The sequence below is a fragment of the Variovorax sp. GW458-11-26-14-LB1 genome, from assembly GCF_059423965.1.
This window is the reverse complement of record NZ_JBWKYW010000008.1, coordinates 75755-97207: the sequence shown is the minus strand read 5'-3', so window position 1 is coordinate 97207 and position 21453 is coordinate 75755. Positions and strand designations below refer to the sequence as shown.

The following is a 21453-nucleotide window of genomic DNA, read 5'->3' as shown; positions in this document are numbered from 1 at the left end:
ACAGGCGCACGCGAACGGGCCCTGCCGTCGAACAAGCAACGCATCGATTCACATGATCCGAATTCATCACCTCGCGGGCGTGCTGGCAGCGCTCGGCCTGTCGGGCTGCATCGTTCTGCCGCCCCCTCTCTTTCCGCCCGGCCCACTGCCAGGGTTTCGCGGCGAAGGGCCGCCGCCCCCGCCACGCTGCGAGGCCCCGAGCGGCTGCGCGCGGCCGGCCTTTCCCGAAATGCGCTGAGGACTGTCGACCATGTACGGCAGTCAGCTCGGCCTGATCATTGCCACGCTCATCGGCCTTGGGCTGGCCGGCGTGCTCGCGCTGATGGGCGCGCTGTTCGTCGCCAACGCCCGCGCGGCCGTGCACGCCCGTGGCCTCGCGCAGCAGGCCCGCACGCAGCAGCGCCAGCACCTGGCGGACAGCCGCGTGCAGGACCTGCGGCCGTTGCTCGGCGCCGAGCCCGGCGACGCCACGGCGCTGCGCCTCGCTGTGGACCTGCCCGCGGAAGCGGTGCCGGTCTTCGGCATTCCGTCGGAGCTGCGCGAGCTGCTGGCCAAGGTGGCCGCGCATGCCGCGCGCGTGATGGCCGCGGGCGCGACGCTGCAGGTGCGCGCGCGCATCGAAGGCACGCAGGCCGTCGTTCACTGGCGCGACCTCGATGCCGACAGCGAACGCCCACCGCTGGCGCGCTTCTTCGATGCACTCGACGCCGCCTCGCTGGCCAGCGCGCGCATCTGCGAGCGCATCGCGGGGCGCCACGGTGGGCGCATCTATTCCGCGCCGGACGACGGCGGCGTGCTCGGGCTGACGCTGCGCCTGCCGCTGTACGCGCCGGCGCTGGCTGCTGGATCAGTCGACTGAAGTGCGCGTCGGCGCCGATGCGGCCGATACGCCCGAAAGTTCAAGGGCCTCGAGCGCCTCGTACTCCACCGCCAGGAAGTCCACCAGCTTGCGCACCGACGGCAGCAGGCCGCGGCGCGAGGGGAACACCGCGTGCACGATGCCGCTGCGCGGCGCCCATTGCGGCAGCGCGTCGACCAGGCGGCCGGCCTGCAGGTCGTCGCGCACCATCATCGTCGGCATCTTGGCCACGCCCACGCCCTGCAGGGCGGCATGCCGCAGCGCGGCCATGTCGTCCGTCACCAGGCGGGGCTGGTGGCGCACCTCGGCGCTCGCGCCGTCGGGGCCTTCGAGCGACCAGGTGTGGTGCGGCTGGGCCGGGCCGAGGTCCAGGCTGGGCAGCAGGCCGATGTCGGCGGGGCTGGCCGGTGCCGTCAGGCCTTCGAGCAGGCGCGGGTGGGCCACCAGCCGCTGCGTGCTGTGGCCCAGCACCTTCATCACCAGGTCGGTGTCTTCGAGGGGCGGAAAGCGCACGCGCAGCGCGAGGTCGAAGCCTTCGCGGATCACGTCGACGCGGCGGTTGGTGCTCTCGAGCTGCACCGTCACGCGCGGGCACTCGGTCATGAAGCGGGCGAGCATCTCGGCCACCTGGTAGTACACCAGCGCCGGCGGGCACGACAGCCGCACCAGCCCCTGCGGCTGGGCCTGCAGGCGGTCGATGGCCTCCTGCGCGGCGTCGGCCTCGACCAGCATGGCCACGCAGTGCTCGTAGTACTGGCGGCCGATGTCGGTGACGCTGAAGCGGCGCGTGGAACGCTGGATCAGGCGCACACCCAGCCGCTCCTCGAGCAGCGCGATGCGCCGGCTCAGGCTCGACTTGGGCACGCTGAGCGCGCGGCCGGCCGGGGCAAAACCGCCGTGGTCGACCACCTGGGCGTAGTAGTAGAGATCGTTCAGGTCGCGCATGGCTTTGGGGGGCCCTCCGTGCCGTTGATCGTTCGCCAGATGGAACGATGAGGGCGAATTCTGGCATCTACTCAAAGCATCGTTGCGGCCCCATCCTTGATCCATGGCTTTCCCGTTCCGGGCGAGCCGCCAGATGGAAAGGAACACAGACCATGAAGAAGATCCTCGGCACCTACAGCGCACCGCGCCCGCACTGGGTGGGCGACGGTTTTCCCGTGCGCTCGCTGTTCAGCTACGACACGCTGGGGCGCCATGCCAGCCCCTTTTTGCTGCTGGACTACGCCGGTCCGGCCCAGTTCACGCCGACCGCGCAGCCGCGCGGCGTGGGCCAGCACCCGCACCGCGGCTTCGAGACCGTGACCATCGTCTACAAGGGCGAGGTGTCGCACCGCGACTCGACCGGACAGGGCGGCACCATCGGCCCCGGCGACGTGCAGTGGATGACCGCCGGCGCGGGCATCCTGCACGAGGAGTTCCATTCCGAAGCGTTCACGCGCGACGGCGGCGAGCTCGAGATGGTGCAGCTGTGGGTCAACCTGCCCGCCCGGGACAAGATGGCCACGCCCGGCTACCAGGCCATCGTGGATGCGCAGATTCCGTCGGTGCCGCTGCCGGAAGGCGCGGGCAGCGTGCGGGTGATCGCGGGCGACTACCTCGGCCACAAGGGGCCGGCGCACACCTTCACGCCCATCGACGTCTGGGACCTGCGCCTGAACCAGGGCGCGCAGGTGACGCTGCCGGTGCCCGAAGGCCACACGGCCGCGGTGGTGGTGCTGCGCGGCACGGTGCAGGTGAACGGCGAGACGGTCGTGCGCGACGCGCAGATGGTGCTGCTCGACCGCGCGGGCGATGCGCTCACGCTGGACGCCAACAACGACGCGGTGGTGCTGCTGCTCAGCGGCGAGCCGATCGACGAACCCATCGTCGGCCACGGCCCGTTCGTGATGAACACGCGCGACGAGATCGTGCAGGCGATGAAGGATTTCGGCAGCGGGAAGTTCGGGCAGATGCCAGAGGCTGTGGCGCACTGAGCGGCCGCCGCCGCCCTGGTTGAAGAATCAGGCGGCGGTGAGCATGCCGCGCGCTTCGATGAAGGCCACGACCTCGGCGACGCCCGTGAGTGTCTTGAGGTTGGTCATCACGTAGGGGCGCTGGCGGCGCATGCGCTGGGTGTCCTGTTCCATCACGTCGAGGTTCGCGCCCACGTAGGGTGCGAGGTCGGTCTTGTTGATCACGAACAGGTCGCTCTTGGTGATGCCGGGGCCGCCCTTGCGCGGGATCTTTTCGCCGGCGGCCACGTCGATCACGTAGATGGTGAGGTCCGACAGCTCGGGGCTGAAGGTGGCGGCCAGGTTGTCGCCGCCCGATTCGACGAACACGATGTCGGCGTCCGGAAAGTCTTCGAGCATGCGGTCGATGGCCTCGAGGTTGATCGAGGCGTCTTCGCGGATCGCGGTGTGCGGGCAGCCGCCGGTTTCCACGCCCATGATGCGCTCGGCCGGCAACGCGCCGGCCACGGTGAGCAGGCGCTGGTCTTCCTTGGTGTAGATGTCGTTGGTGATGGCGACGAGGTCGTACTTGTCGCGCATCGCCTTGCAGAGCATTTCGAGCAGGGTGGTCTTGCCCGAGCCGACGGGGCCGCCGATGCCCACGCGCAGCGGCGGGAGCTTCTTGGTGCGGTTCGGGATGTGGTGCAGGGCGGAGGTCATGGGCGAAAAGGTCCGGTTCGGTCAGCTTCGGAAGAGGCGGGAATATTGTGTTTCATGGCGGGCCGACAACACCGCCAGCAGGGGCGCGAAGGCCTGGCGCTCGTCGTCGCTCAGTTGCATGGCGCGGTCGACGGCCGCAGGGATTTCGTTGGCCAGCCGCGCCAGGATGCGCTGGCCCGCGCTCTGGCCCAGCGGCACGGCCTTGACGGCGGCGGCCACCATGTTCTCGGCCCAGCCGAAGGCGAAGGCCAGGCAGCCGTCCTGCACGGTGGCTTCGGTGCGGCTGGCGGCAAACGCGAAGGCCACGGGGTAGGTCGCGGGCAGGCCGGCGAAGACCTCGGCGGTGTCGGCATGGTGCAGCTTGAGCCACTCGACGAAGGAGCGGCCCATCTGCTCGGTCTGCAGGAAGAACTCGGCGGATTCGCGGGTGTGCAGCACCCAGTCGTTGAGGGTGCGGATGCGTTGCGCGTCGTTCGCGCGCCAGGCCGCGATCGCCTGGGCGGCCAGGGCGAGGTCGCCGCGCGCGAAGCTCAGGTGCAGCTGGTCGGAGAGCCACTCGGTGGCGCTGGCTTCGGAGTTGATGCCGGCCCATTCGACTGCTGCCTCGACGCCTTCGGAGTACGAGAAGCCTCCCACTGGCAGGGCGGGGGAGGCTAGCCAGATGAGCTGGAGGAGGCTGTGCGGGGTTGGCATCTGTTTATTGGCGCGCGCCGCTGTTCAGGGCGCGTGCGCAGGCCACCGGGTACTTCCCTCCGCGAATGTCCCCCGGGCTTCGCCCTCCTCCTTGATTTCGCTGCGGGAAGCACCCAGTGTCCTGCGCACGGGAAGGGCGGTGGGTCATTTCAGTGTGAGTGGCCGTGATCGTCGTCGAGCAGTTCGGGGGCGAGCACGAGGGGCTTCGGGCCGCTGCTGTGCGAGTGCCCGTGGTCGTGACTGTGGTCATGGCTGTGGCCGCCATGCGAATGTCCCTGCGCGCCGTACGCGCCGCCTTCGGGCTCGAAGGCTTCCTCGACGGCGACGACGATCAGGTGCATCGAACGCAGCATGTCGGCCAGCACGTGGTCGGGTTCGATCTTCAGGTGGTCGGGCTTGAGCTCGATCGGCACATGCCGGTTGCCCAGGTGGTAGGCCGCGCGCGTCAGGTCGAAGGGCGTGCCGTGGGCGGTGCAGTGCGTGATGCGCAGCACGGGCTGCGGCGCCGCGATCACGCGCACCAGCGAGCCGTCTTCCGCCACCAGCACGTCGCCACCGCGCACCGCGGTGCCGCGCGGCAGGAAGATGCCGATCTGCCGGCCCTGCGAGTCGGTGGCGTCGAAACGGCTTTTCTGGCGCACGTCCCAATCGAGTTCGATGGTGGCGGCACGCTTGAGCAGCACGGGCGCGAGACCGCGGCCCTGGGGCATGAGTTTGTTGGCGGTGAGCATGGCGGGTTGCGACTCCAGATGAGGCGGAATAATATAACGCTTGTTATAACTTTTGCTCGTGGGAGTCCGCCATGTCCGCACTCAAACTGACCCAGATCGGCAACTCGGTCGGCGTCATCCTGCCCAAGGAGGTGCTGGCCAGCATGAAGGTCGGCAAGGGCGACACGGTCTACCTCACGCAGGCCGCGGGTGGCGGCTTCACGCTCACACCGTACGACGACGCCTTCGAACGCCAGATGGAGGCGGCGCGGCGCGTCATGAAGAAGCGGCGCAACGTGCTTCGCGAGCTGGCGAAATGAGCGCGGCCAACCAGGCCTGGGTCTGGCTCAGCCTGCAGTTGATTCATGCGGTGCATGAAGAGCAGCTGGCCGAGCATGGCGGGCCGGCGGGCGTGCGCGACGAGGGCCTTCTGGCCTCGGCCTTGGGCCGACCGCAGAACCGCGCGTTGTACGAATCGCCCGATGCGGCCACGCTGGCCGCCGCCTATGCCTTCGGCATTGCGCGCAACCACCCCTTCACCGACGGCAACAAGCGAACCGCTTTCGTCGCGATGGAAGTGTTCCTCGACCTCAACGGCTTCGAGTTGGTGGCGTCCGACCATGACTGCGTGCTCATCACGCTGAAGCTCGCCGAAGGCGGGCTGGACGAAGACGCACTTGCCCAGTGGATTCGCGAGCACCTGGCGCCACGCAACGACTGAAGCGGCGCGCGCGGCGCGGGTGGATGAAAACGCAGGCATGGGCACGGTGCAACAAGGGTTCTTCCTACCGTAGCAAGTACCGGGCCCCGCGCAGGGCTTGCCTGCGCGCCCCATCCGCCCCAGCATGCGCGTCATGAACAGCCTGGCCTACCTGACGACCGACGTGGCGACCCCGCTGCGTTTCGACTACTGGCACGACGTCGTGTGTCGCCACTGCATTCCCGCGGCCAGCCGCGCGATGACGGCGGAGCCGTTCGAAGGGCGGCTCGATGTGCGCGAGGTGGGCGCGGTCAGCGTCAACCGCATGTCGGCGCCGATGCATCACTGGTCGCGCGACGCGCCCCACCTGCGCCGGCACCCGCTGGACGACCTGTGGCTGGCGTTCGTGCAGGAGGGCGAGGGCACCTTGGTGCAAGGCGGGCGGCAGGGGCGGCTGCGCAGCGGCGACATGCTGCTCTACGACGCCGGCCGGCCGTTCGAATGCACGCTGGACGCGCGCTCGGTCTACCTGGCGCGCATGCCGCGCCGGCTGCTGCTGCGGCGCTTCGCGAAGGCCGAAGACTTCACCGCCCGCACCATCGCCGCGGACCGCCCCGGCGCGGCGCCGTTGCACGCGATGCTGCGGGAGACGGCGAACCCGGCGTTTGCGCAGCCGCATTCCGCCGCCGCCGAACGCTTCGGCGGCGCGCTCATCGATCTGCTGGCCGTGACGCTCGAACTGCAGCAGGACATGACCGGCGACGCCGGCGCCGAACGCGGCCTGCATGCGCGCATGACGGCCTACATCGAGCGCCACCTGGACGACCCGGCGCTCTCGCTCGAGGCGCTGGCGCAGGCGCACCACGTCTCGGCGCGCACCGTGGCGCGGGCGTTCGCGCGACAGGGCGCCACGGCGATGGGCGCGGTCTGGCAGGCGCGCCTAGCGGCCAGCCGCGAGGCGCTGGTGGGCGGGCGCGCGCACAGCGTGACCGACGTCGCGTTCCAGCACGGGTTTTCCGACCTGTCGCATTTCAGCCGGGTCTTCCGCAAGGCCTACGGCTGCGCGCCGCACACGCTGCTGAAGCCACGCTGAGCGCCGCGCGCGGGGTGTCCGCCCCAGCACAAGTGCATGTCCGGAAGAGACCAGCGCGGGCCGCCGCGCGCCGATAAGGTTCGCCCGGGGTGGCAGCGTCGCCACTTGGATTCGGACCTTCTTTCTCAACCCTACACACGCGGGAGTCAGTCATGGCGGACAAGGAATTGCATCATCTCGAACTGCTGGAAGTCGGCCGGCAGATCCAGTCGCGCGAGCGCTCGTCGGAAGAGGTCACGCGCGCCATGCTCGCGCGCATCGAGGCCGTCGACGGCCGCTTGCGCAGCTACGCGAGGCGCATGGATGCGCAGGCGCTCGACGAGGCGCGCCGCGCCGACACCGAGATCGCCGCCGGCCGCGCGCGCGGGCCGCTGCACGGCGTGCCGCTGGCCGTGAAAGATTTGCTGTGGACCGAGGGCGTGCCGAGCACGCACGGCATGACGATCCACAAAGCGTTCCGCCCGACGGAAGACGCGACCGTGGTGCACCGCCTGCGCGAGGCCGGCGCGGTGATCCTCGGCAAGCTGCAGCAGACCGAAGGCGCCTTTGCCGACCACCATCCGCAGATCGCGTCGCCGGTCAACCCGTGGGACGCCTCGCTGTGGCCCGGCGTGTCGTCCAGCGGCTCGGGCGTGGCCACGGCGGCAGGGCTGTGCTTCGGCGCGCTGGGCACCGACACGGGCGGATCGATCCGCTTTCCGTCGGCGGCCAACGGCATCACGGGCCTCAAGCCGACGTGGGGGCGGGTGAGCCGCCACGGCGCCTTCGAACTCGCCGCCTCGCTCGACCACATCGGCCCGATGACGCGCAGCGCCGCCGATGCGGGCGCGATGCTGGCGGCCATCGCCGGCGCCGACCCGCGCGACCCGACGGCGAGCACGCTGCCGGTGCCCGACTACCTGGCGACGATGACGCGCGGCCTGGCCGGCCTGCGCGTGGGCATCGACCCTGCGTGGACGCTGGACCGCGTGGACGCCCCCACGCGCGCCACGCTGGCGGCTGCGATCCGCACGGTCGAATCGCTGGGCGCTTCGGTGCGCGAGGTGGTGTTTCCCGACACGGCGCAGGCGGTGCTCGACTGGTCGCCGCTGTGCGCGGTCGAGACCGCTGTGGCGCACGAGGCCACGTACCCGTCGCGGCGCGATGAGTACGGCCCGGGCCTCTCGGGGTTGATCGACCTGGGCCTGTCGCAAAGCGCCACCGACTATCAGAAGCTGCTGCTGCGTCGCGCCGATTTCACCGGCCGCGTGCGCACGTTCTTCGAGCAGGTCGACCTGCTGCTGATCCCGGCCATTCCCTTCGCGGCGCCGACGCTCGAGCGCGCCGGCCAGCTCGGCGTGGACCCGGAGCTGCTGGCGGGCATGCTGCGCTACACCTGCCCGTTCGACCTCACGGGCAGCCCCACGCTCACCTTGCCGGGCGGCGCCACCGAGGCGGGCGTGCCGGTGGCCTTCCAGTTCGTGGCGCCGCACTTCGGCGAAGACCTGCTGGTGCGCGCGGGCTGGGCGTTCCAGCGCGCAACCGACTGGCACCGCCGGCACCCGGCCGTGTAAGTCACCGCAGAAGCCGCAGCGCGGCTTCGTTCAGAACAGGAAGTAGCGCTGCGCCATTGGCAGCACCTTGGCCGGCTCGCAGGTCAGCAGGTGGCCGTCGGCGCGCACGGCATAGGTCTGCGCGTCGATCTCCATCTTCGGCGTGTAGCCGTTGTGGATCAGGTCCTGCTTGCGCACGTTGCGGATGTTCTTCACCGCGCTCAGGTGCTTGCTCAGGCCGTAGCGCTCCTTGATGCCCGCGGCCAGCCCGGCCTGCGAGACGAAGGTCAGCGAGCTCTTGGCGAGCGAGCCGCCGTAGGCGCCGAACATCGGCCGGAAGTGCACCGGCTGCGGCGTGGGAATCGACGCGCTGGGGTCGCCCATCGCGGCCATCGCGATGGTGCCGCCCTTGATGATGGTGAAGGGCTTCACGCCGAAGAAGGCCGGCTTCCAGACCACGAGGTCGGCCCACTTGCCGATTTCGATGGAGCCCACCTCGTGCGCGATGCCGTGCGCGAGGGCCGGGTTGATCGTGTACTTGGCCACGTAGCGCCGCGCGCGGAAGTTGTCGTTGCGCTCGCTGTCCTCGGGCAGCGTGCCACGCTGCTGCTTCATCTTGTGCGCGGTCTGCCAGGTGCGGATCACCACCTCGCCGACGCGGCCCATGGCCTGGCTGTCGGAGCTGAACATGCTGATCGCGCCCAGGTCGTGCAGCACGTCTTCGGCGGCGATGGTTTCCTTGCGGATGCGTGACTCGGCAAAGGCCAAGTCCTCGGCAATGCCGGCATCGAGGTGGTGGCACACCATGAGCATGTCGACGTGTTCGTCGAGCGTGTTCACGGTGTAGGGCATCGTCGGGTTGGTCGATGAGGGCAGGAAGTTCGCCTCGCCCACCACGCGCAGGATGTCGGGCGCATGGCCGCCGCCCGCGCCCTCGGTGTGGAAGGCGCAGATGGCGCGCCCGCCCACGGCGGCGATGGTGTTCTCGACGAAGCCCGATTCGTTCAGCGTGTCGCTGTGGATCGCCACCTGCGTGTCGGTGGCGTCGGCCACGTCCAGGCAGTTGCTGATGGCCGCGGGCGTGGTGCCCCAGTCTTCATGCAGCTTCAGGCCCATGACGCCGGCCTCGATCTGCTCGTGCAGCGCGTCGGGCAGGCTGGCGTTGCCCTTGCCGAGGAAACCCAGGTTCATCGGGAAGGCATCGGCCGCCTGCAGCATGCGTTCGATGTGCCAGGGGCCGGGCGTGGCGGTGGTCGCGAAGGTGCCGGTGGCCGGGCCGGTGCCGCCGCCGAGCATGGTCGTCACGCCCGAGGCCAGCGCCTCCTCGATCTGCTGCGGGCAGATGAAGTGGATGTGGCTGTCGATGCCGCCCGCGGTGACGATGGTGCCCTCGCAGCTGATGATCTCGGTGCCCGGGCCGATGACGATGTCCACGCCCGGCTGCACGTCGGGGTTGCCGGCCTTGCCGATGGCGGCGATGCGGCCGTCCTTCAGGCCGATATCGGCCTTCACGATGCCCCAGTGGTCGAGGATGAGCGCGTTGGTCATCACCGTGTCGACGGCGCCTTGGGCGCGCGTGCGCTGCGACTGCGCCATGCCGTCGCGGATCGTCTTGCCGCCGCCGAACTTCACCTCTTCGCCGTAGCCGCCGGCGCGCAGCGTGTAGTCGGCTTCGACTTCGATCAGCAGGTCGGTGTCCGCAAGGCGGACCCGGTCGCCCACGGTGGGGCCGAAGATTTCTGCGTAGGCGCGTCGCCCGATGGTGGCCATGTTTTAGAGCTTTCCTTGAACCAGGCCGCGAAAGCCGTAGACGATGCGATCGCCCGAGAAGTCGACCAGCTCGACCGTGCGTTGTTGGCCCGGCTCGAAGCGCACCGCGGCGCCCGAGGCGATGTTCAGCCGCATGCCGCGCGCGGCGGCGCGGTCGAAGTCGAGGGCGCCGTTGGTTTCGGCGAAGTGATAGTGCGAGCCGACCTGGATCGGCCGGTCGGCCGTGTTGCGCACCACCAGCGTGAGGGCGCGGCGGCCGGGGTTGAGCGTGTGCTCGCCGTCGTCGGTGAGGAGTTCGCCGGGCGTCATGGCCGCCTCAGACCGCTTGGGCCAGCAGCGTGGCGCCGAGGGCGACCACGGCAGCACCGGCCACGCGCGGCAGCCAGGCGTTGGCGTGGCGCAGCGCCCAGCCCAGCGCGATGCCGGCCGCGTGCAGCAGCAGCGTGGCGCTGACCATGCCGGCCAGCGTGAGGGCCGCGCCGTGCTCGCCCGCCAGTTCGTGGCCGTGCGCCACGCCGTGGAAGACGGCGAACAGGCCCACCACGGCCATGGCGACGCCGGCCGGCAGGTGCACGCGCGTGGCGACCAGCAGGCCCAGCACCAGCAGCGAGGCGGCGATCATCGGTTCGACGGCCGGCAGCTGCACGCCGGCCAGCCCGGCCAGCGCGCCCGCGAGCAGCATGCCCGCGAAGGCCAGCGGCGCCCACAGCAGGTCGGGCCAGGCGCGGCGCGCGACCAGCGCGCTCCACAGGCCGACCGCGACCATCGCCGCGAGGTGGTCGGCGCCGGTGAGCGGGTGCATGAAGCCGGTGACGAAGCCGTGGTGCACGCCGCCGTCGACGCCCGTGTGGGCGCTGGCGGCCAGCGGCAGGAGGAGGGCGGAGAGCAGGGCGGAAGTCTTTGCGAAGCGCATGGAGGGGTCTTTCTTCTTGTGGCGGAGGTTCAGACGATCGGCTGGTGGACGGTCACGAGCTTGGTGCCGTCGGGAAAACTGGCCTCGACCTGGATGTCGGGAATCATCTCGGCGATGCCGTCCATCACGTCGGCGCGGGTGAGCACGCTGCGGCCCTCGCTCATCAGCTCGGCGACGCTCTTGCCGTCGCGGGCACCTTCCATCACGGCGGCGGTGATCAGCGCGACGGCTTCGGGGTAGTTGAGCTTGAGCCCGCGCGCCTTGCGGCGCTCGGCCAGCAGCGCCGCCGTGAAGATCAGCAGCTTGTCTTTTTCGCGCGGGGTCAGTTCCATGGCGGGGGTGGGGTCGGGTGGCGGTCGGTGATTATGGGCAAGGCCGTCTCTTTGCAACAGTCGTGCCCTGTTCGCCAAATGCCGTACCCGGTGGCACGGAAGCTGCACCGAAACGGTGTGAATTCCGCCGACGCACCCCTCCTGACTGACGACGCTCCCCAGCGCATCGTCAAGGTGCGGCGCGACTACAACAGCTGGGTCGCGAGCGAAACGCTGGAGGACTACGCGCTGCGCTACACGCCGCAGCGCTTTCGCAAATGGTCCGAATGGCGGGTGGCCAACACGGCGTTCGGGGCGGCCTCGTTCCTGGTGCTGGAGGCGGTCGGCGCCACGCTGCTGGTGCAGTACGGCTTCGTCAACGCCTTCTGGGCGATCCTGGTCACGGGGCTCATCATCTTCCTGGCGGGCCTGCCGATCAGCGTGTACGCGGCGCGCTACGGCGTCGACATGGACCTGCTCACGCGCGGCGCGGGCTTCGGCTACATCGGCTCCACGCTCACCTCGCTGATCTACGCGAGCTTCACCTTCATCTTCTTCGCGCTCGAGGCGGCCGTGATGGCCTATGCGCTCGAGCTGGCGCTGGGCATTCCGCCGGTGTGGGGCTACCTGGTGTGCGCGCTGGTGGTGATTCCGCTGGTCACGCACGGGGTGTCGGTGATCAGCCGGCTGCAGCTGTGGACGCAGCCGCTGTGGCTGCTGATGCTGGTGGTGCCCTTCGTCTTCGTGCTGGTGCGCGATCCTGGTGCGTTCGCGGGCATCACGCACTACGGCGGGGCGAAGTCGGGCGCGCAGGGATTCAACCTGCACCTGTTCGGTGCCGCACTGACGGTCGGCATCGCGCTCATCACGCAGATGGGCGAGCAGGCCGACTACCTGCGCTTCATGCCCGCGCGCACCGCGGGCACGGCACGCCGCTGGTGGGCCGGCGTGCTGGCGGGCGGACCGGGCTGGGTGGTGCTGGGCGTGGTCAAGATGCTGGGCGGGGCGGCGCTGGCCTACCTGGCGATCACGCACATGGTGCCGGTGGAGCGCGCGGTCGACCCGAATCAGATGTACCTGGCGGCCTACGAGTACGTGTTCCCGAACTACGGCTGGGCGGTGGCGGCGACGGCGCTGTTCGTGGTGGTCTCGCAGCTGAAGATCAACGTGACGAACGCCTATGCGGGTTCGCTGGCCTGGAGCAATTTCTTCTCGCGCGTGGCGCACAGCCACCCGGGGCGCGTGGTGTGGGTGGTGTTCAACGCGCTCATCGCCTTCATGCTGATGGAGATGAACGTGTTCGAGGCGCTGGGCGACGTGCTCGGCCTGTTCGCCAACATCGCCATCGCCTGGATGATGGCCGTGGTGGCTGACCTGGTCGTCAACAAGCCGCTGGGCCTGTCGCCGCCGGGCATCGAGTTCAAGCGCGCGCACCTGTGGGACATCAACCCGGTGGGCGTGGGCGCGATGGCGCTGGCGTCGGTGCTGTCGATCACGGCGCACCTGGGCGTGTTCGGGCCGCTGGCGCAGGCCTTCTCGGCGCTGATCGCGCTGGGCACGGCGCTGGTGGCGTCGCCGCTGCTGGCGTGGGCCACGGGCGGCAAGTACTACCTCGCGCGCACGTCCGACGCGGGCGGCTCGGTGCTGTTCGCGCCGGCCGCGGGTGGGCGCAAGGTGCGCTGGGCGCGGGTCGAGCCGTCGCCGGACGAGGGCGGCAGCTACCAGCGCCTGAAGGTGCAGCACTGCGTGATCTGCGAACGCGAGTACGAAGGCCCCGACATGGCGCACTGCCCGGCCTACCAGGGCGCGATCTGCTCGCTGTGCTGCACGCTCGACGCGCGCTGCGGCGACCTGTGCAAGCCGCACGCGAGCCTGTCGGCGCAGTGGTCCGCGGTGCTGCGCTGGTTGCTGCCGCGCCGCAGCTGGCGTTACCTCGACACGGGGCTCGGGCACTTCCTGCTGCTGATGCTGGTCATCGTGCCGCTGCTGGCGGTGGTGTTCGGCGTGCTCTACCAGCAGGAGCTGCGGGCCCTGAGCGAAGGCGCGCTCGCGCTGGCGGCGCAGGCCGACGTGGGCGGGGCGCTGGTCGCGGTGCAGCAGGCGTCGCTGCGCTCGGGTTTTCTCAAGGCCTACATGGCGCTGCTGGTCATCGCGGGCATCGTCGCGTGGTGGCTGGTGCTGGCGCACCAGAGCCGCAAGGTGGCGCAGGAAGAATCGAACCGCCAGACCCACCTGCTGGTGCGTGAGATTGCGCTGCACCGCGAGACCGACCGCGCACTGCAGGACGCCAAGCAGAGCGCCGAAGAAGCCCGCGAGATCGCCGAGCACGCCAAGCTCGCGGCCGACCAGGCGCGGCGCGCGGCGGACCTCGCGAACCAGGCCAAGAGCCGCTACATCAGCGCCATCAGCCACGAGCTGCGCACGCCGCTCAACAGCATCCTGGGCTACGCGCAGCTCATGGGCGAAGACCACTCGGTGCCGCCGCACCGCCAGCAGGCGGTGGCCGTCATCAAGCGCGGCGGCGAGCACCTGCTGTCGCTCATTGAGGGCACGCTGGCCATCGCCCACATCGAGGCCGGCAAGCTCACGCTCGACGCGCGGCCGATGCGCTTTGCCGATGCGATGCGCGAGCTGGCCGACATGTTCGAGCTGCAGGCGGCCGAGAAGGGCCTGCGTTTTCGCTTCGAGGCGGCCGGTGCGCTGCCCGACGTGGTGCGCGCCGACGAAAAACGTGTGAGCCAGATCCTCATCAACCTGCTGGGCAACGCGATCAAGTTCACGGCGGCGGGCCAGGTGACCTTGCGCATTTCGTACGCGCGCGAGTTCGCCGCCATCGAGATCGAGGACACCGGGCCGGGCATGACGGCGGCCGACATCGAGCGCATCTTCGAGCCCTTTGCGCGCGGCCACGCGGCGGTGTCGTCGGCACCGGGCGCGGGCCTGGGCCTGACCATCGCGAAGATGCTGACCGACCTGATGGGCGGCGAGATGAAGGTGCGCAGCACGCCGGGCGAGGGCTCGCTGTTCTGCGTGCGGCTGTTCCTGCCGCGCGTGCACGAGGCGGTGGCGGGCAGTGCGCGCATTGCGCCGGCACCGCGCGCGCGGCGCGGCTACGAGGGCGCGCGCCGGCGCCTGCTGGTGGTCGACAACGAGGAGGCCGACCGCGAGCTGCTGGGCCATGTGCTCGCGCCGCTGGGCTTCGAGCTGCGCAGCGCGGCCAGCGGGCACGACGCGCTGGACCTCATCGCCGCCGGCTACCGGCCCGACGCCATGTTCGTCGACCTCGCGATGCCCGGCATCGACGGCTGGGAGACCATCCGCCGCGCGCGCAAGCTGGGGCTGGCCGAGGCGTCGGTGGCCATCGTCTCGGCCAACGCCTTCGACAAGGGCCTGGACAACGACGTGGGCATTGCGCCCGAAGATTTTTTCGTCAAGCCCGTGCGCCACACCGAACTGCTCGACTGGCTGGAGCGCCGGCTGGCCCTGCAGTGGACCGACACCGCCGCGCGGCCCGCGCCCGCCGTGGCGGCGCCGCGCGCGATGCAGCCGCCGTCGCTGGCGCGCCTGCGCGCGCTCGACGAGGCCGTGGGCCTGGGCTACTTCCGGGGCATCATGAACCAGCTCGACGACATCGACGCCGCGCAGCCCGAGTGCGCCGCGTGGACCGAGGCTCAGCGCGCGCTGGCCCGCCAGTTCCAGTTCGAAGCCATGGGCCGCGCGCTGGCCGAAGCCGCCGAGGGCGCCGCATGACTCTCTTGTCTCCACCGATCCTGCCCGCTTCACCGCTCGCTCGCACGCTGCGCGAGCAGCAGGGCGCCCACGGCGACCTGGTGCTGATCGTCGACGACGTGCCCGACAACCTCGCCGTGCTGCACGACGCGCTCGACGAATCGGGCTACACCGTGCTCATCGCCACGAACGGCGAGCAGGCGCTGCAGCGCGCCGCGCAGGCGCGCCCCGACATCGTGCTGCTCGACGCGATGATGCCGGGCATCGACGGCTTCGAGGTGGCGCGCCGGCTCAAGGCCGATGCGGCCACCGCGCACATCCCCATCGTGTTTATGACGGGCCTCACCGAAACCGAGCACCTCGTGGCCGCCCTCGAGGCGGGCGGGGTCGACTACGTCACCAAGCCGATCAAGCCCAAGGAAGTGCTGGCGCGCATGAACGTGCACCTGCAGGGCGCGCGCCGCGCACGGCAGGAGGCGCACCAGGCCGGGCAGGCACGCAATGCGCTCGACGCCTTCGGCTACGCGAGCATCACGGTGCGGCTGCCCGAGGGGCGGCTGATCTGGCAGACGGCGCTGGCGCGCGACCTGCTGGCGCGCTACTGCGAAACGCAGGCGCCCGAGACGCCGCCGGCCGTGCTCGGCTGGCTGCGCCAGCACGCGCCCGACGCCCGCGCGCGCGGCATCGAGCCGCCCGCGCTGGTGATCGCGCAGGGCGCGCGCAGCCTGAGCCTGCGGCTGCACCGCCAGACCGGCGAGGACGACGCCGGCGACGAATGGATGATCGTCATGCGCGAGGTGTCCGACACCGCCGTGATCGAGGCCATGAGCCTGAGCCTGAAGCTCACGGCGCGCGAGGCCGAGGTGCTGTACTGGGTGGTCAAGGGCAAGACCAACAAGGACATCGGCGAGATCCTCGGCAGCAGCCCGGCCACCGCCAAGAAGCACCTGGAGCGCGTGTACGTGAAGCTGGGCGTGGAGACGCGCACGGCCGCCGCCGGCGTGGCGATCAAGCGCATCCGCGAGCTGCAGCCGCAGTTCGAACTCTGAAGGGTGCGGGGATGGCGTTGCCGCGTCATGGCGCGGACTTTCCGGCTTCCTAGAATGAGGCGGGGCTCTCCGAGGGAAGCACGAAATGAAGAACAACAACACGCGCACCGCACGCCTGCTCCTAGCCGCCTTCGCCGCACTGCCGGGCCTGGGCGCGCAGGCCGCCGGCCACTTCGATGTCGACGACGCCGGCACGCTCGATCCCGGCCAGTGCCAGTACGAAACCTGGTGGGGCCGCAGCGGTGCCGAGCCGGTCACGACGGGTTTCCATGTCGGGCCTGCCTGCCGGGTCGGGCCGGTCGAGCTGGGGCTGAATTTCGACCGGCTGTCGGCGCAGGGCGTCCATTCGGTCACGGGCGGCCCGCAGCTCAAGTGGACCTTTGCCGGCGCGGCCGCCGACGCGCCTTTCAGCGCCGCCGTGTCGATGGGCGCGGTGGCCGATCTGCGGCGCGGCGGTCGCTGGGGCGGCCAGCTGGTGGTGCCGCTCACCTGGCGGCCCACGGCCAGCCTGCAGATCCACGCCAACCTGGGCGCCGACTGGGCGCTGGGCACCGGTGTGCGCACGCCGCGCGGCGGCCTGGCCGTGGAGTGGGCGCTAAACGACGCGGTGTCGCTGATCGCCGAACGCCACCGGGCCGGGGGCCTGTGGACCTCGCGCGTGGGCGGCCGCTTCAGCCTGACGCCGCTGATCAGCGTCGACATCAGCACCTCGCGCACCGGGCCGCAGGGCGTGCGCGGCGTGGTGATCGGGCTGAACCACGAATTCAGCTGGAAATAAGTGAAGGAAAACTGAAATCCGCTGCAATGGGATGAACTCCCGTATCGTGGATTTTGTTGATTTTGAATAAGATTCGGTCACATTTATTAACGAGTCAACGATCCGTGACCCCATCGCTCGTTCTGGACTTCAAGTTCACCGCGCCGCCGGAGAGCCCCGCGCAGACCTTCCTGCCGGGGCGGCCGGCCGGGGTGCTCGGCCGCTCGTTCACGCCGCAGCGCAATCCGCGCCTGCAGGGGCTGCAGTGCCTGCGCTGCGACGCGCTGTACCCGGTCACGCTCGCCAACGACGGCTGCCCGGCCTGCCGGCAGGCCGGCTTTCACGTCGGGCTGCGCGCCAGCTACCGGCCCGGCGGCCCGGACGTGGTGCCGATGCCGTACGTGCAGGGCTTTTCGCTCGGCGAGGGCAACACGCCGCTGCACGACATGCCCGAGCTCGCGCGGCAGTTCGACATCGCGCGCCTGAGCATCAAGGACGAATCGCGCAACCCCACCGGCTCGCCGAAAGACCGGCTGACCGCGATGGGCGTGGCACAGGCGCTGGACGCCGGCGCCCACACGCTGGTGCTCGCCTCGTCGGGCAACACGGCGGTGTCGGCGGCGCACTACGCCTGGGCCGCGGGGCTCGGTTGCGAGGTGGCCTCCTACGAGGCGATGCCCGCCACCTACGCCCGCCAGCTCGACGCACTGGGCGCGCGGCGCTATGTGTTCGCCGACAACACCGGCCGCTGGGGCTTCGTGCGCGAGCGCTCGCAGTACCCGGGGTATTTCGCGCTCTCCAACTACCGCCTGCCCGCGCTGGGCAGCGCGCCCTTGGGCGTGGAGGGCTACAAGGCCATCGCCGAAGAGTGCCTGAAGGACGGCGGCCTGCCCGACCACGTCGTGGTGCCGACCGGCCGCGGCGACATGGCCTGGGGCATCTACGCCGGTTTTCGTGAGCTGCTGGCGGCGGGGCGCATCGCGCGCCTGCCGCGGATGTGGCTGGTCGAGCCTTTCCCGCGGCTGTCGCGCGTGCTCGGCGGCGGGGCGCTCAACGGCAGCTACCCCGGTCGCACGGCGCAGCTGTCGAGCGCGGGCGCGACGGTCACTTACCTGCAATGGCAAGCCGCCACGGCCAGCGGCGGCGGTGCCGTGGTGGTGGGCGACGACGAGGCCCGCGCGGCGCGGCGGCTGCTCACCGCGGCCGGCGTGAGTGCCGAACTCGCGGCAGCGGCGGGCCTGGGGGCCGTGCGGCAACTGCGCGAGGCCGAGACCATCGCGGCCGATGCGCATGTCGTGATGGTGCTGACCTCCGACGCGTCGAGCGACCCGAGCTGGCCCGATCGCGCCGTGCCTGCCTGAGGCGGTGTGCGACCCCGGGGCTCAGCGCCCCGTGTGCACCTTGATGCGGATCGTCGCGACGTCCCAGCCCCGGTTCTTCAGCCGCGTGACCAGCATCGGCGACAGCTGTCGCAGCTTGGCGGCCGCGGCGCTGCCCTTGACCAGCAGGCACCACACGTCGCCCTCGGCCGGCCCCGGCTGGATGGCCGCGCGCATGGCCGGCGGAATCAACCCTTCGATGGCCTTCAGCCGCTCGGCCGTGTCCCGCGCGCGCGCCATCAGGCTCCCCAGGGTGGGGGCGCCTGCCGCAGCATCGTGCAGTGAAATGGCGGGGGGCAGTCGGCGATACATGGGTAATCCAGGGGTTAGAAACAAGACAGCTAAAATGCCCGGTTTGCCGACGCGTGCGTCGGCGTTTGTTCCGGAACGGGGCCATCCGACTTCGAGACTTGCGAAGCTTGCATTCGAAGAAGGTGCGCCCAACTGCTTTCACCATATCTTAGGGAATCCGGTCGCAGTGCCTGTCGTGTCAGGTGCCCGCCCCTCTCCACGCCCATGGCAACCAACTTCCTGACCCAGATCTTCGGCAGTCGCAACGACCGGCTCCTCAAGCAGTATCGCAAGACGGTGACGCGCATCAATGCGCTCGAACCCGAATTCGAAAAGCTCAGCGACGACGCGCTGCGCGCCAAGACGCAGGAATTCAAGGACCGCATCGCCAAGGGCGAGTCGCTCGACGACCTGTTGCCCGAAGCCTTCGCCACCGTGCGCGAAGGCTCCAAGCGCGTCATGAAGATGCGCCACTTCGACGTCCAGCTGCTCGGCGGCATGGCGCTGCACAACGGCAAGATCTCCGAAATGCGCACCGGCGAAGGCAAGACGCTGACCGCCACGCTGCCCGTGTACCTGAATGCGCTGTCCGGCAAGGGCGTGCACGTGGTCACGGTGAACGACTACCTGGCCAACCGCGACGCGACCTGGATGGGCCGCCTGTACAACTTCCTGGGTCTGTCGGTGGGCATCAACCTGCCGCAGATGCCGCGCGAGGAAAAGCAGGCTGCCTACAGCAGCGACATCACGTACGGCACGAACAACGAGTACGGCTTCGACTACCTGCGCGACAACATGGTCTACGAGCCCGGTGACCGGGTGCAGCGGGGCCTGAACTTCGCGATCGTCGACGAGGTGGACTCCATCCTGATCGACGAGGCCCGCACGCCGCTGATCATCAGCGGCCAGGCCGAAGACCACACCGACCTGTACCTGGCGATCAACAAGGTGGTGCCGCTGCTCAAGAAGCAGGAAGGCGAAGCCGATCCGCGCACGGGCGAGGGCGTCACGGTGCCCGGTGACTTCACGGTCGACGAGAAGACCCACCAGGTGTTCCTGACCGAAGACGGCCATGAGAACGCCGAGCGCATCCTGGGCGAGCTCAAGCTGATTCCCGAAGGCGCGTCGCTGTACGACCCGGCCAACATCACGCTGATGCATCACCTGAATGCCGCGCTGCGTGCCCGCCACCTGTACCACCGCGACCAGCACTACGTGGTGCAGCAGGGCGAAGTGGTCATCGTCGACGAATTCACCGGCCGCCTCATGAGTGGCCGCCGCTGGAGCGACGGCCTGCACCAGGCCGTCGAAGCCAAGGAAGGCGTCGAGATCCAGGCCGAGAACCAGACCCTGGCCTCGATCACCTTCCAGAACTACTTCCGCCTGTACGGCAAGCTGGCCGGCATGACCGGCACGGCCGACACCGAGGCCTACGAATTCCAGGAAATCTACGGTCTCGAGACCACGATCATTCCGCCGAACCGCATCAGCAAGCGCGACGACCAGCTCGACCGCGTCTACAAGACGACGCGCGAGAAGTACGAAGCGGCCATTCAAGACATCCGCGAGTGCTACGAGCGCGGCCAGCCGGTGCTGGTGGGCACCTCGTCGATCGAGAACTCGGAAATCATCGACGCCCTGCTCGAGAAGGCAGGCCTGCCGCACCAGGTGCTCAACGCCAAGCAGCACGCCCGCGAAGCCGACATCGTGGCGCAGGCCGGCCGCACGAAGATGATCACCATCGCGACCAACATGGCCGGCCGCGGTACCGACATCGTGCTGGGCGGCAACATCGAGAAGATGATCGAGGCGATCGAGAACGACGAAGGCCGCGACGAAGCCACCAAGCAAGCCGACATCGCCCACGTGCGCGCCGAGTGGACCAAGGACCACGAGTTCGTGAAGTCGCTGGGCGGCCTGCGCATCATCGCCACCGAACGCCATGAGTCGCGCCGCATCGACAACCAGCTGCGCGGCCGTTCGGGCCGCCAGGGCGACCCAGGCTCCTCGCGCTTCTACCTGAGCCTGGACGATCCGCTGATGCGCATCTTCGCGGGCGACCGCGTGAAGGCGATCATGGACCGCCTGAAGATGCCCGACGGCGAAGCCATCGAAGCCGGCATCGTCACGCGCAGCATCGAGAGCGCGCAGCGCAAGGTCGAGGCGCGCAACTTCGACATCCGCAAGCAGCTGCTCGAGTACGACGACGTGTCGAACGACCAGCGCAAGGTGATCTACCAGCAGCGCAACGACATCCTCGACGCGGCCGACCTCACGGCGCAGATCGCCGCGCTGCGCGAAGGCTGCTTCACCGACCTCGCGCGCCAGTACGTGCCGCGCGAATCGGTCGAAGAGCAATGGGACCTCGACGCCCTCGAGAAGAGCCTGTTCAGCGAGTGGGGCATCGACATGCCGCTCAAGCAGCAGGTCGAGGCCGCCGATGCCATCTCCGACGAGGAAGTGGTCGAGAAGATCGTGGCCTACGCCAACGAGAGCTTCGACGCCAAGGTCACGCTGATCGGCCAGGAGAACTTCACCCAGTTCGAACGCATGGTGCTGCTGCAGAGCATCGACACCCACTGGCGCGAACACCTGGCCTCGCTCGACTACCTGCGCCAGGGCATCCACCTGCGCGGCTATGCGCAGAAGCAGCCCAAGCAGGAATACAAGCGCGAGGCCTTCGAGCTCTTCGGTCAGCTGCTCGACTCGGTCAAGAACGAAGTCACGCGCCAGCTCATGACGGTGCGCGTGCAGTCGGGCGAACAGCTCGAGCAGGCGGCCGAGGAAATGGAAAGCCGCGGCGAGAACGTCTCGAACATCACCTACACCGCGCCCACCGAGACCGGCGAGGTCGAGGTGCGCGTCGACGAAGAGAACCAGCGCCGCCTGGCGGCTGTCGGCACCGGTGCCCTGAGCGCCGAAGCCGCCGCCTTCGCGCGCGTCGGCCGCAACGACCCCTGCCCCTGCGGCAGCGGCAAGAAGTACAAGCAGTGCCACGGCAAGCTGAGCTGAG

At 69.7% G+C, this 21453-nt stretch carries 20 protein-coding genes and 1 pseudogene; 12 read left to right on the top strand and 9 right to left on the bottom strand.

Annotated features, from left to right (window positions below; translation table 11 throughout):
* Both AC07YS_RS08345 and AC07YS_RS08340 read left to right on the top strand, forming a co-directional pair.
* A pseudogene (locus tag AC07YS_RS08345) lies at positions 1-238 on the top strand (hypothetical protein); the annotation flags it as partial.
* A 12-nt stretch (positions 239-250) separates the two neighbouring features.
* On the top strand, positions 251-859 hold the full coding sequence (locus AC07YS_RS08340) for an ATP-binding protein (protein ID WP_495268755.1): 609 nt from the start codon (positions 251-253) through the stop codon (positions 857-859).
* On the opposite strand, the gene AC07YS_RS08335 is transcribed toward AC07YS_RS08340, so the two are convergent.
* Complete coding sequence (locus AC07YS_RS08335; protein ID WP_139700107.1) at positions 848-1804, bottom strand: LysR family transcriptional regulator; 957 nt, start codon at positions 1802-1804, stop codon at positions 848-850. The genes AC07YS_RS08340 and AC07YS_RS08335 overlap by 12 nt on opposite strands.
* Before the next feature lie 152 nt (positions 1805-1956).
* Here AC07YS_RS08335 and AC07YS_RS08330 point away from each other — a divergent pair, with 152 nt between their 5' ends.
* Positions 1957-2835, top strand: coding sequence for a pirin family protein (locus AC07YS_RS08330; protein WP_495268756.1), 879 nt, complete (start codon positions 1957-1959; stop codon positions 2833-2835).
* Between the two features lie 27 nt (positions 2836-2862).
* Here AC07YS_RS08330 and ureG read toward each other — a convergent pair whose 3' ends face one another.
* The 3 genes from ureG to ureE form a co-directional block, all read right to left on the bottom strand.
* Complete coding sequence (gene ureG / locus AC07YS_RS08325) at positions 2863-3513, bottom strand: urease accessory protein UreG (RefSeq protein ID WP_369644510.1); 651 nt, start codon at positions 3511-3513, stop codon at positions 2863-2865.
* Positions 3514-3534: 21 nt separating this feature from the next.
* Positions 3535-4206, bottom strand: a complete 672-nt coding sequence (locus tag AC07YS_RS08320; protein ID WP_495268757.1) for an urease accessory protein UreF — start codon at positions 4204-4206, stop codon at positions 3535-3537.
* A 149-nt stretch (positions 4207-4355) separates the two neighbouring features.
* Complete coding sequence (ureE, locus tag AC07YS_RS08315) at positions 4356-4937, bottom strand: urease accessory protein UreE (protein WP_495268758.1); 582 nt, start codon at positions 4935-4937, stop codon at positions 4356-4358.
* 71 nt (positions 4938-5008) lie between these two features.
* Between ureE and AC07YS_RS08310 the strand changes: the two genes are divergently transcribed.
* The 4 genes from AC07YS_RS08310 (at position 5009) to AC07YS_RS08295 (ending at position 8262) form a co-directional block, all read left to right on the top strand.
* Positions 5009-5236, top strand: coding sequence for an AbrB/MazE/SpoVT family DNA-binding domain-containing protein (locus tag AC07YS_RS08310; RefSeq protein WP_095743901.1), 228 nt, complete (start codon positions 5009-5011; stop codon positions 5234-5236).
* Entirely contained in the window at positions 5233-5637 is a 405-nt protein-coding gene (locus tag AC07YS_RS08305) for a type II toxin-antitoxin system death-on-curing family toxin (RefSeq protein ID WP_495268759.1), read from the top strand. Before AC07YS_RS08310 ends, AC07YS_RS08305 begins: the two co-directional genes overlap by 4 nt.
* A 133-nt stretch (positions 5638-5770) precedes the next feature.
* Positions 5771-6709, top strand: coding sequence for an AraC-like ligand-binding domain-containing protein (locus tag AC07YS_RS08300; protein WP_492741226.1), 939 nt, complete (start codon positions 5771-5773; stop codon positions 6707-6709).
* Positions 6710-6861: 152 nt separating this feature from the next.
* Complete coding sequence (locus AC07YS_RS08295) at positions 6862-8262, top strand: amidase (RefSeq protein ID WP_495268760.1); 1401 nt, start codon at positions 6862-6864, stop codon at positions 8260-8262.
* A 30-nt stretch (positions 8263-8292) separates the two neighbouring features.
* On the opposite strand, the gene ureC is transcribed toward AC07YS_RS08295, so the two are convergent.
* From ureC to AC07YS_RS08275, 4 genes are read right to left on the bottom strand one after another with little or no spacing between them, the layout of a single operon-like run.
* Positions 8293-10011 carry an urease subunit alpha gene (gene ureC, locus AC07YS_RS08290; RefSeq protein WP_495268761.1) on the bottom strand — a complete coding sequence of 573 codons (1719 nt, stop codon included), beginning with the start codon at positions 10009-10011 and terminating at the stop codon, positions 8293-8295.
* A 3-nt stretch (positions 10012-10014) separates the two neighbouring features.
* Entirely contained in the window at positions 10015-10320 is a 306-nt protein-coding gene (locus tag AC07YS_RS08285; protein ID WP_070063624.1) for an urease subunit beta, read from the bottom strand.
* Between the two features lie 7 nt (positions 10321-10327).
* Positions 10328-10924 (bottom strand): HupE/UreJ family protein, encoded by a 597-nt coding sequence (locus AC07YS_RS08280; RefSeq protein WP_070063623.1) that lies wholly within the window; start codon positions 10922-10924, stop codon positions 10328-10330.
* 29 nt (positions 10925-10953) lie between these two features.
* Positions 10954-11256, bottom strand: coding sequence for an urease subunit gamma (locus tag AC07YS_RS08275; RefSeq protein WP_062474548.1), 303 nt, complete (start codon positions 11254-11256; stop codon positions 10954-10956).
* Positions 11257-11358: 102 nt separating this feature from the next.
* Between AC07YS_RS08275 and AC07YS_RS08270 the strand changes: the two genes are divergently transcribed.
* The 4 genes from AC07YS_RS08270 (at position 11359) to AC07YS_RS08255 (ending at position 18131) form a co-directional block, all read left to right on the top strand.
* The gene (locus tag AC07YS_RS08270; protein ID WP_495269102.1) at positions 11359-14985 is read left to right on the top strand and encodes a hybrid sensor histidine kinase/response regulator; all 3627 of its coding nucleotides are present in this window, start codon (positions 11359-11361) and stop codon (positions 14983-14985) included.
* Positions 14982-16013 (top strand): response regulator, encoded by a 1032-nt coding sequence (locus AC07YS_RS08265; RefSeq protein WP_495269101.1) that lies wholly within the window; start codon positions 14982-14984, stop codon positions 16011-16013. Before AC07YS_RS08270 ends, AC07YS_RS08265 begins: the two co-directional genes overlap by 4 nt.
* A gap of 85 nt (positions 16014-16098) precedes the next feature.
* Positions 16099-16791 (top strand): PA4824 family protein, encoded by a 693-nt coding sequence (locus AC07YS_RS08260; RefSeq protein ID WP_495269100.1) that lies wholly within the window; start codon positions 16099-16101, stop codon positions 16789-16791.
* A 104-nt stretch (positions 16792-16895) separates the two neighbouring features.
* Positions 16896-18131 carry a pyridoxal-phosphate dependent enzyme gene (locus AC07YS_RS08255; RefSeq protein ID WP_495269099.1) on the top strand — a complete coding sequence of 412 codons (1236 nt, stop codon included), beginning with the start codon at positions 16896-16898 and terminating at the stop codon, positions 18129-18131.
* 21 nt (positions 18132-18152) lie between these two features.
* Here AC07YS_RS08255 and AC07YS_RS08250 read toward each other — a convergent pair whose 3' ends face one another.
* Entirely contained in the window at positions 18153-18461 is a 309-nt protein-coding gene (locus AC07YS_RS08250) for a DciA family protein (protein ID WP_062474543.1), read from the bottom strand.
* Positions 18462-18665: 204 nt separating this feature from the next.
* Between AC07YS_RS08250 and secA the strand changes: the two genes are divergently transcribed.
* Complete coding sequence (secA, locus tag AC07YS_RS08245) at positions 18666-21452, top strand: preprotein translocase subunit SecA (RefSeq protein ID WP_495269098.1); 2787 nt, start codon at positions 18666-18668, stop codon at positions 21450-21452.
* Position 21453: the final 1 nt, after the last annotated feature.

What these genes read in the sequence shown, in the direction of transcription:
- AC07YS_RS08340 (WP_495268755.1), top strand. Translation starts at nt 251, where the DNA reads ATGTACGGCAGTCAGCTCGGCCTGATCATTGCCACGCTCATCGGCCTT.
- AC07YS_RS08335 (WP_139700107.1), bottom strand. Translation starts at nt 1,804, where the DNA reads ATGCGCGACCTGAACGATCTCTACTACTACGCCCAGGTGGTCGACCAC.
- AC07YS_RS08330 (WP_495268756.1), top strand. Translation starts at nt 1,957, where the DNA reads ATGAAGAAGATCCTCGGCACCTACAGCGCACCGCGCCCGCACTGGGTG.
- ureG (WP_369644510.1), bottom strand. Translation starts at nt 3,513, where the DNA reads ATGACCTCCGCCCTGCACCACATCCCGAACCGCACCAAGAAGCTCCCG.
- AC07YS_RS08320 (WP_495268757.1), bottom strand. Translation starts at nt 4,206, where the DNA reads ATGCCAACCCCGCACAGCCTCCTCCAGCTCATCTGGCTAGCCTCCCCC.
- ureE (WP_495268758.1), bottom strand. Translation starts at nt 4,937, where the DNA reads ATGCTCACCGCCAACAAACTCATGCCCCAGGGCCGCGGTCTCGCGCCC.
- AC07YS_RS08310 (WP_095743901.1), top strand. Translation starts at nt 5,009, where the DNA reads ATGTCCGCACTCAAACTGACCCAGATCGGCAACTCGGTCGGCGTCATC.
- AC07YS_RS08305 (WP_495268759.1), top strand. Translation starts at nt 5,233, where the DNA reads ATGAGCGCGGCCAACCAGGCCTGGGTCTGGCTCAGCCTGCAGTTGATT.
- AC07YS_RS08300 (WP_492741226.1), top strand. Translation starts at nt 5,771, where the DNA reads ATGAACAGCCTGGCCTACCTGACGACCGACGTGGCGACCCCGCTGCGT.
- AC07YS_RS08295 (WP_495268760.1), top strand. Translation starts at nt 6,862, where the DNA reads ATGGCGGACAAGGAATTGCATCATCTCGAACTGCTGGAAGTCGGCCGG.
- ureC (WP_495268761.1), bottom strand. Translation starts at nt 10,011, where the DNA reads ATGGCCACCATCGGGCGACGCGCCTACGCAGAAATCTTCGGCCCCACC.
- AC07YS_RS08285 (WP_070063624.1), bottom strand. Translation starts at nt 10,320, where the DNA reads ATGACGCCCGGCGAACTCCTCACCGACGACGGCGAGCACACGCTCAAC.
- AC07YS_RS08280 (WP_070063623.1), bottom strand. Translation starts at nt 10,924, where the DNA reads ATGCGCTTCGCAAAGACTTCCGCCCTGCTCTCCGCCCTCCTCCTGCCG.
- AC07YS_RS08275 (WP_062474548.1), bottom strand. Translation starts at nt 11,256, where the DNA reads ATGGAACTGACCCCGCGCGAAAAAGACAAGCTGCTGATCTTCACGGCG.
- AC07YS_RS08265 (WP_495269101.1), top strand. Translation starts at nt 14,982, where the DNA reads ATGACTCTCTTGTCTCCACCGATCCTGCCCGCTTCACCGCTCGCTCGC.
- AC07YS_RS08260 (WP_495269100.1), top strand. Translation starts at nt 16,099, where the DNA reads ATGAAGAACAACAACACGCGCACCGCACGCCTGCTCCTAGCCGCCTTC.
- AC07YS_RS08250 (WP_062474543.1), bottom strand. Translation starts at nt 18,461, where the DNA reads ATGTATCGCCGACTGCCCCCCGCCATTTCACTGCACGATGCTGCGGCA.
- secA (WP_495269098.1), top strand. Translation starts at nt 18,666, where the DNA reads ATGGCAACCAACTTCCTGACCCAGATCTTCGGCAGTCGCAACGACCGG.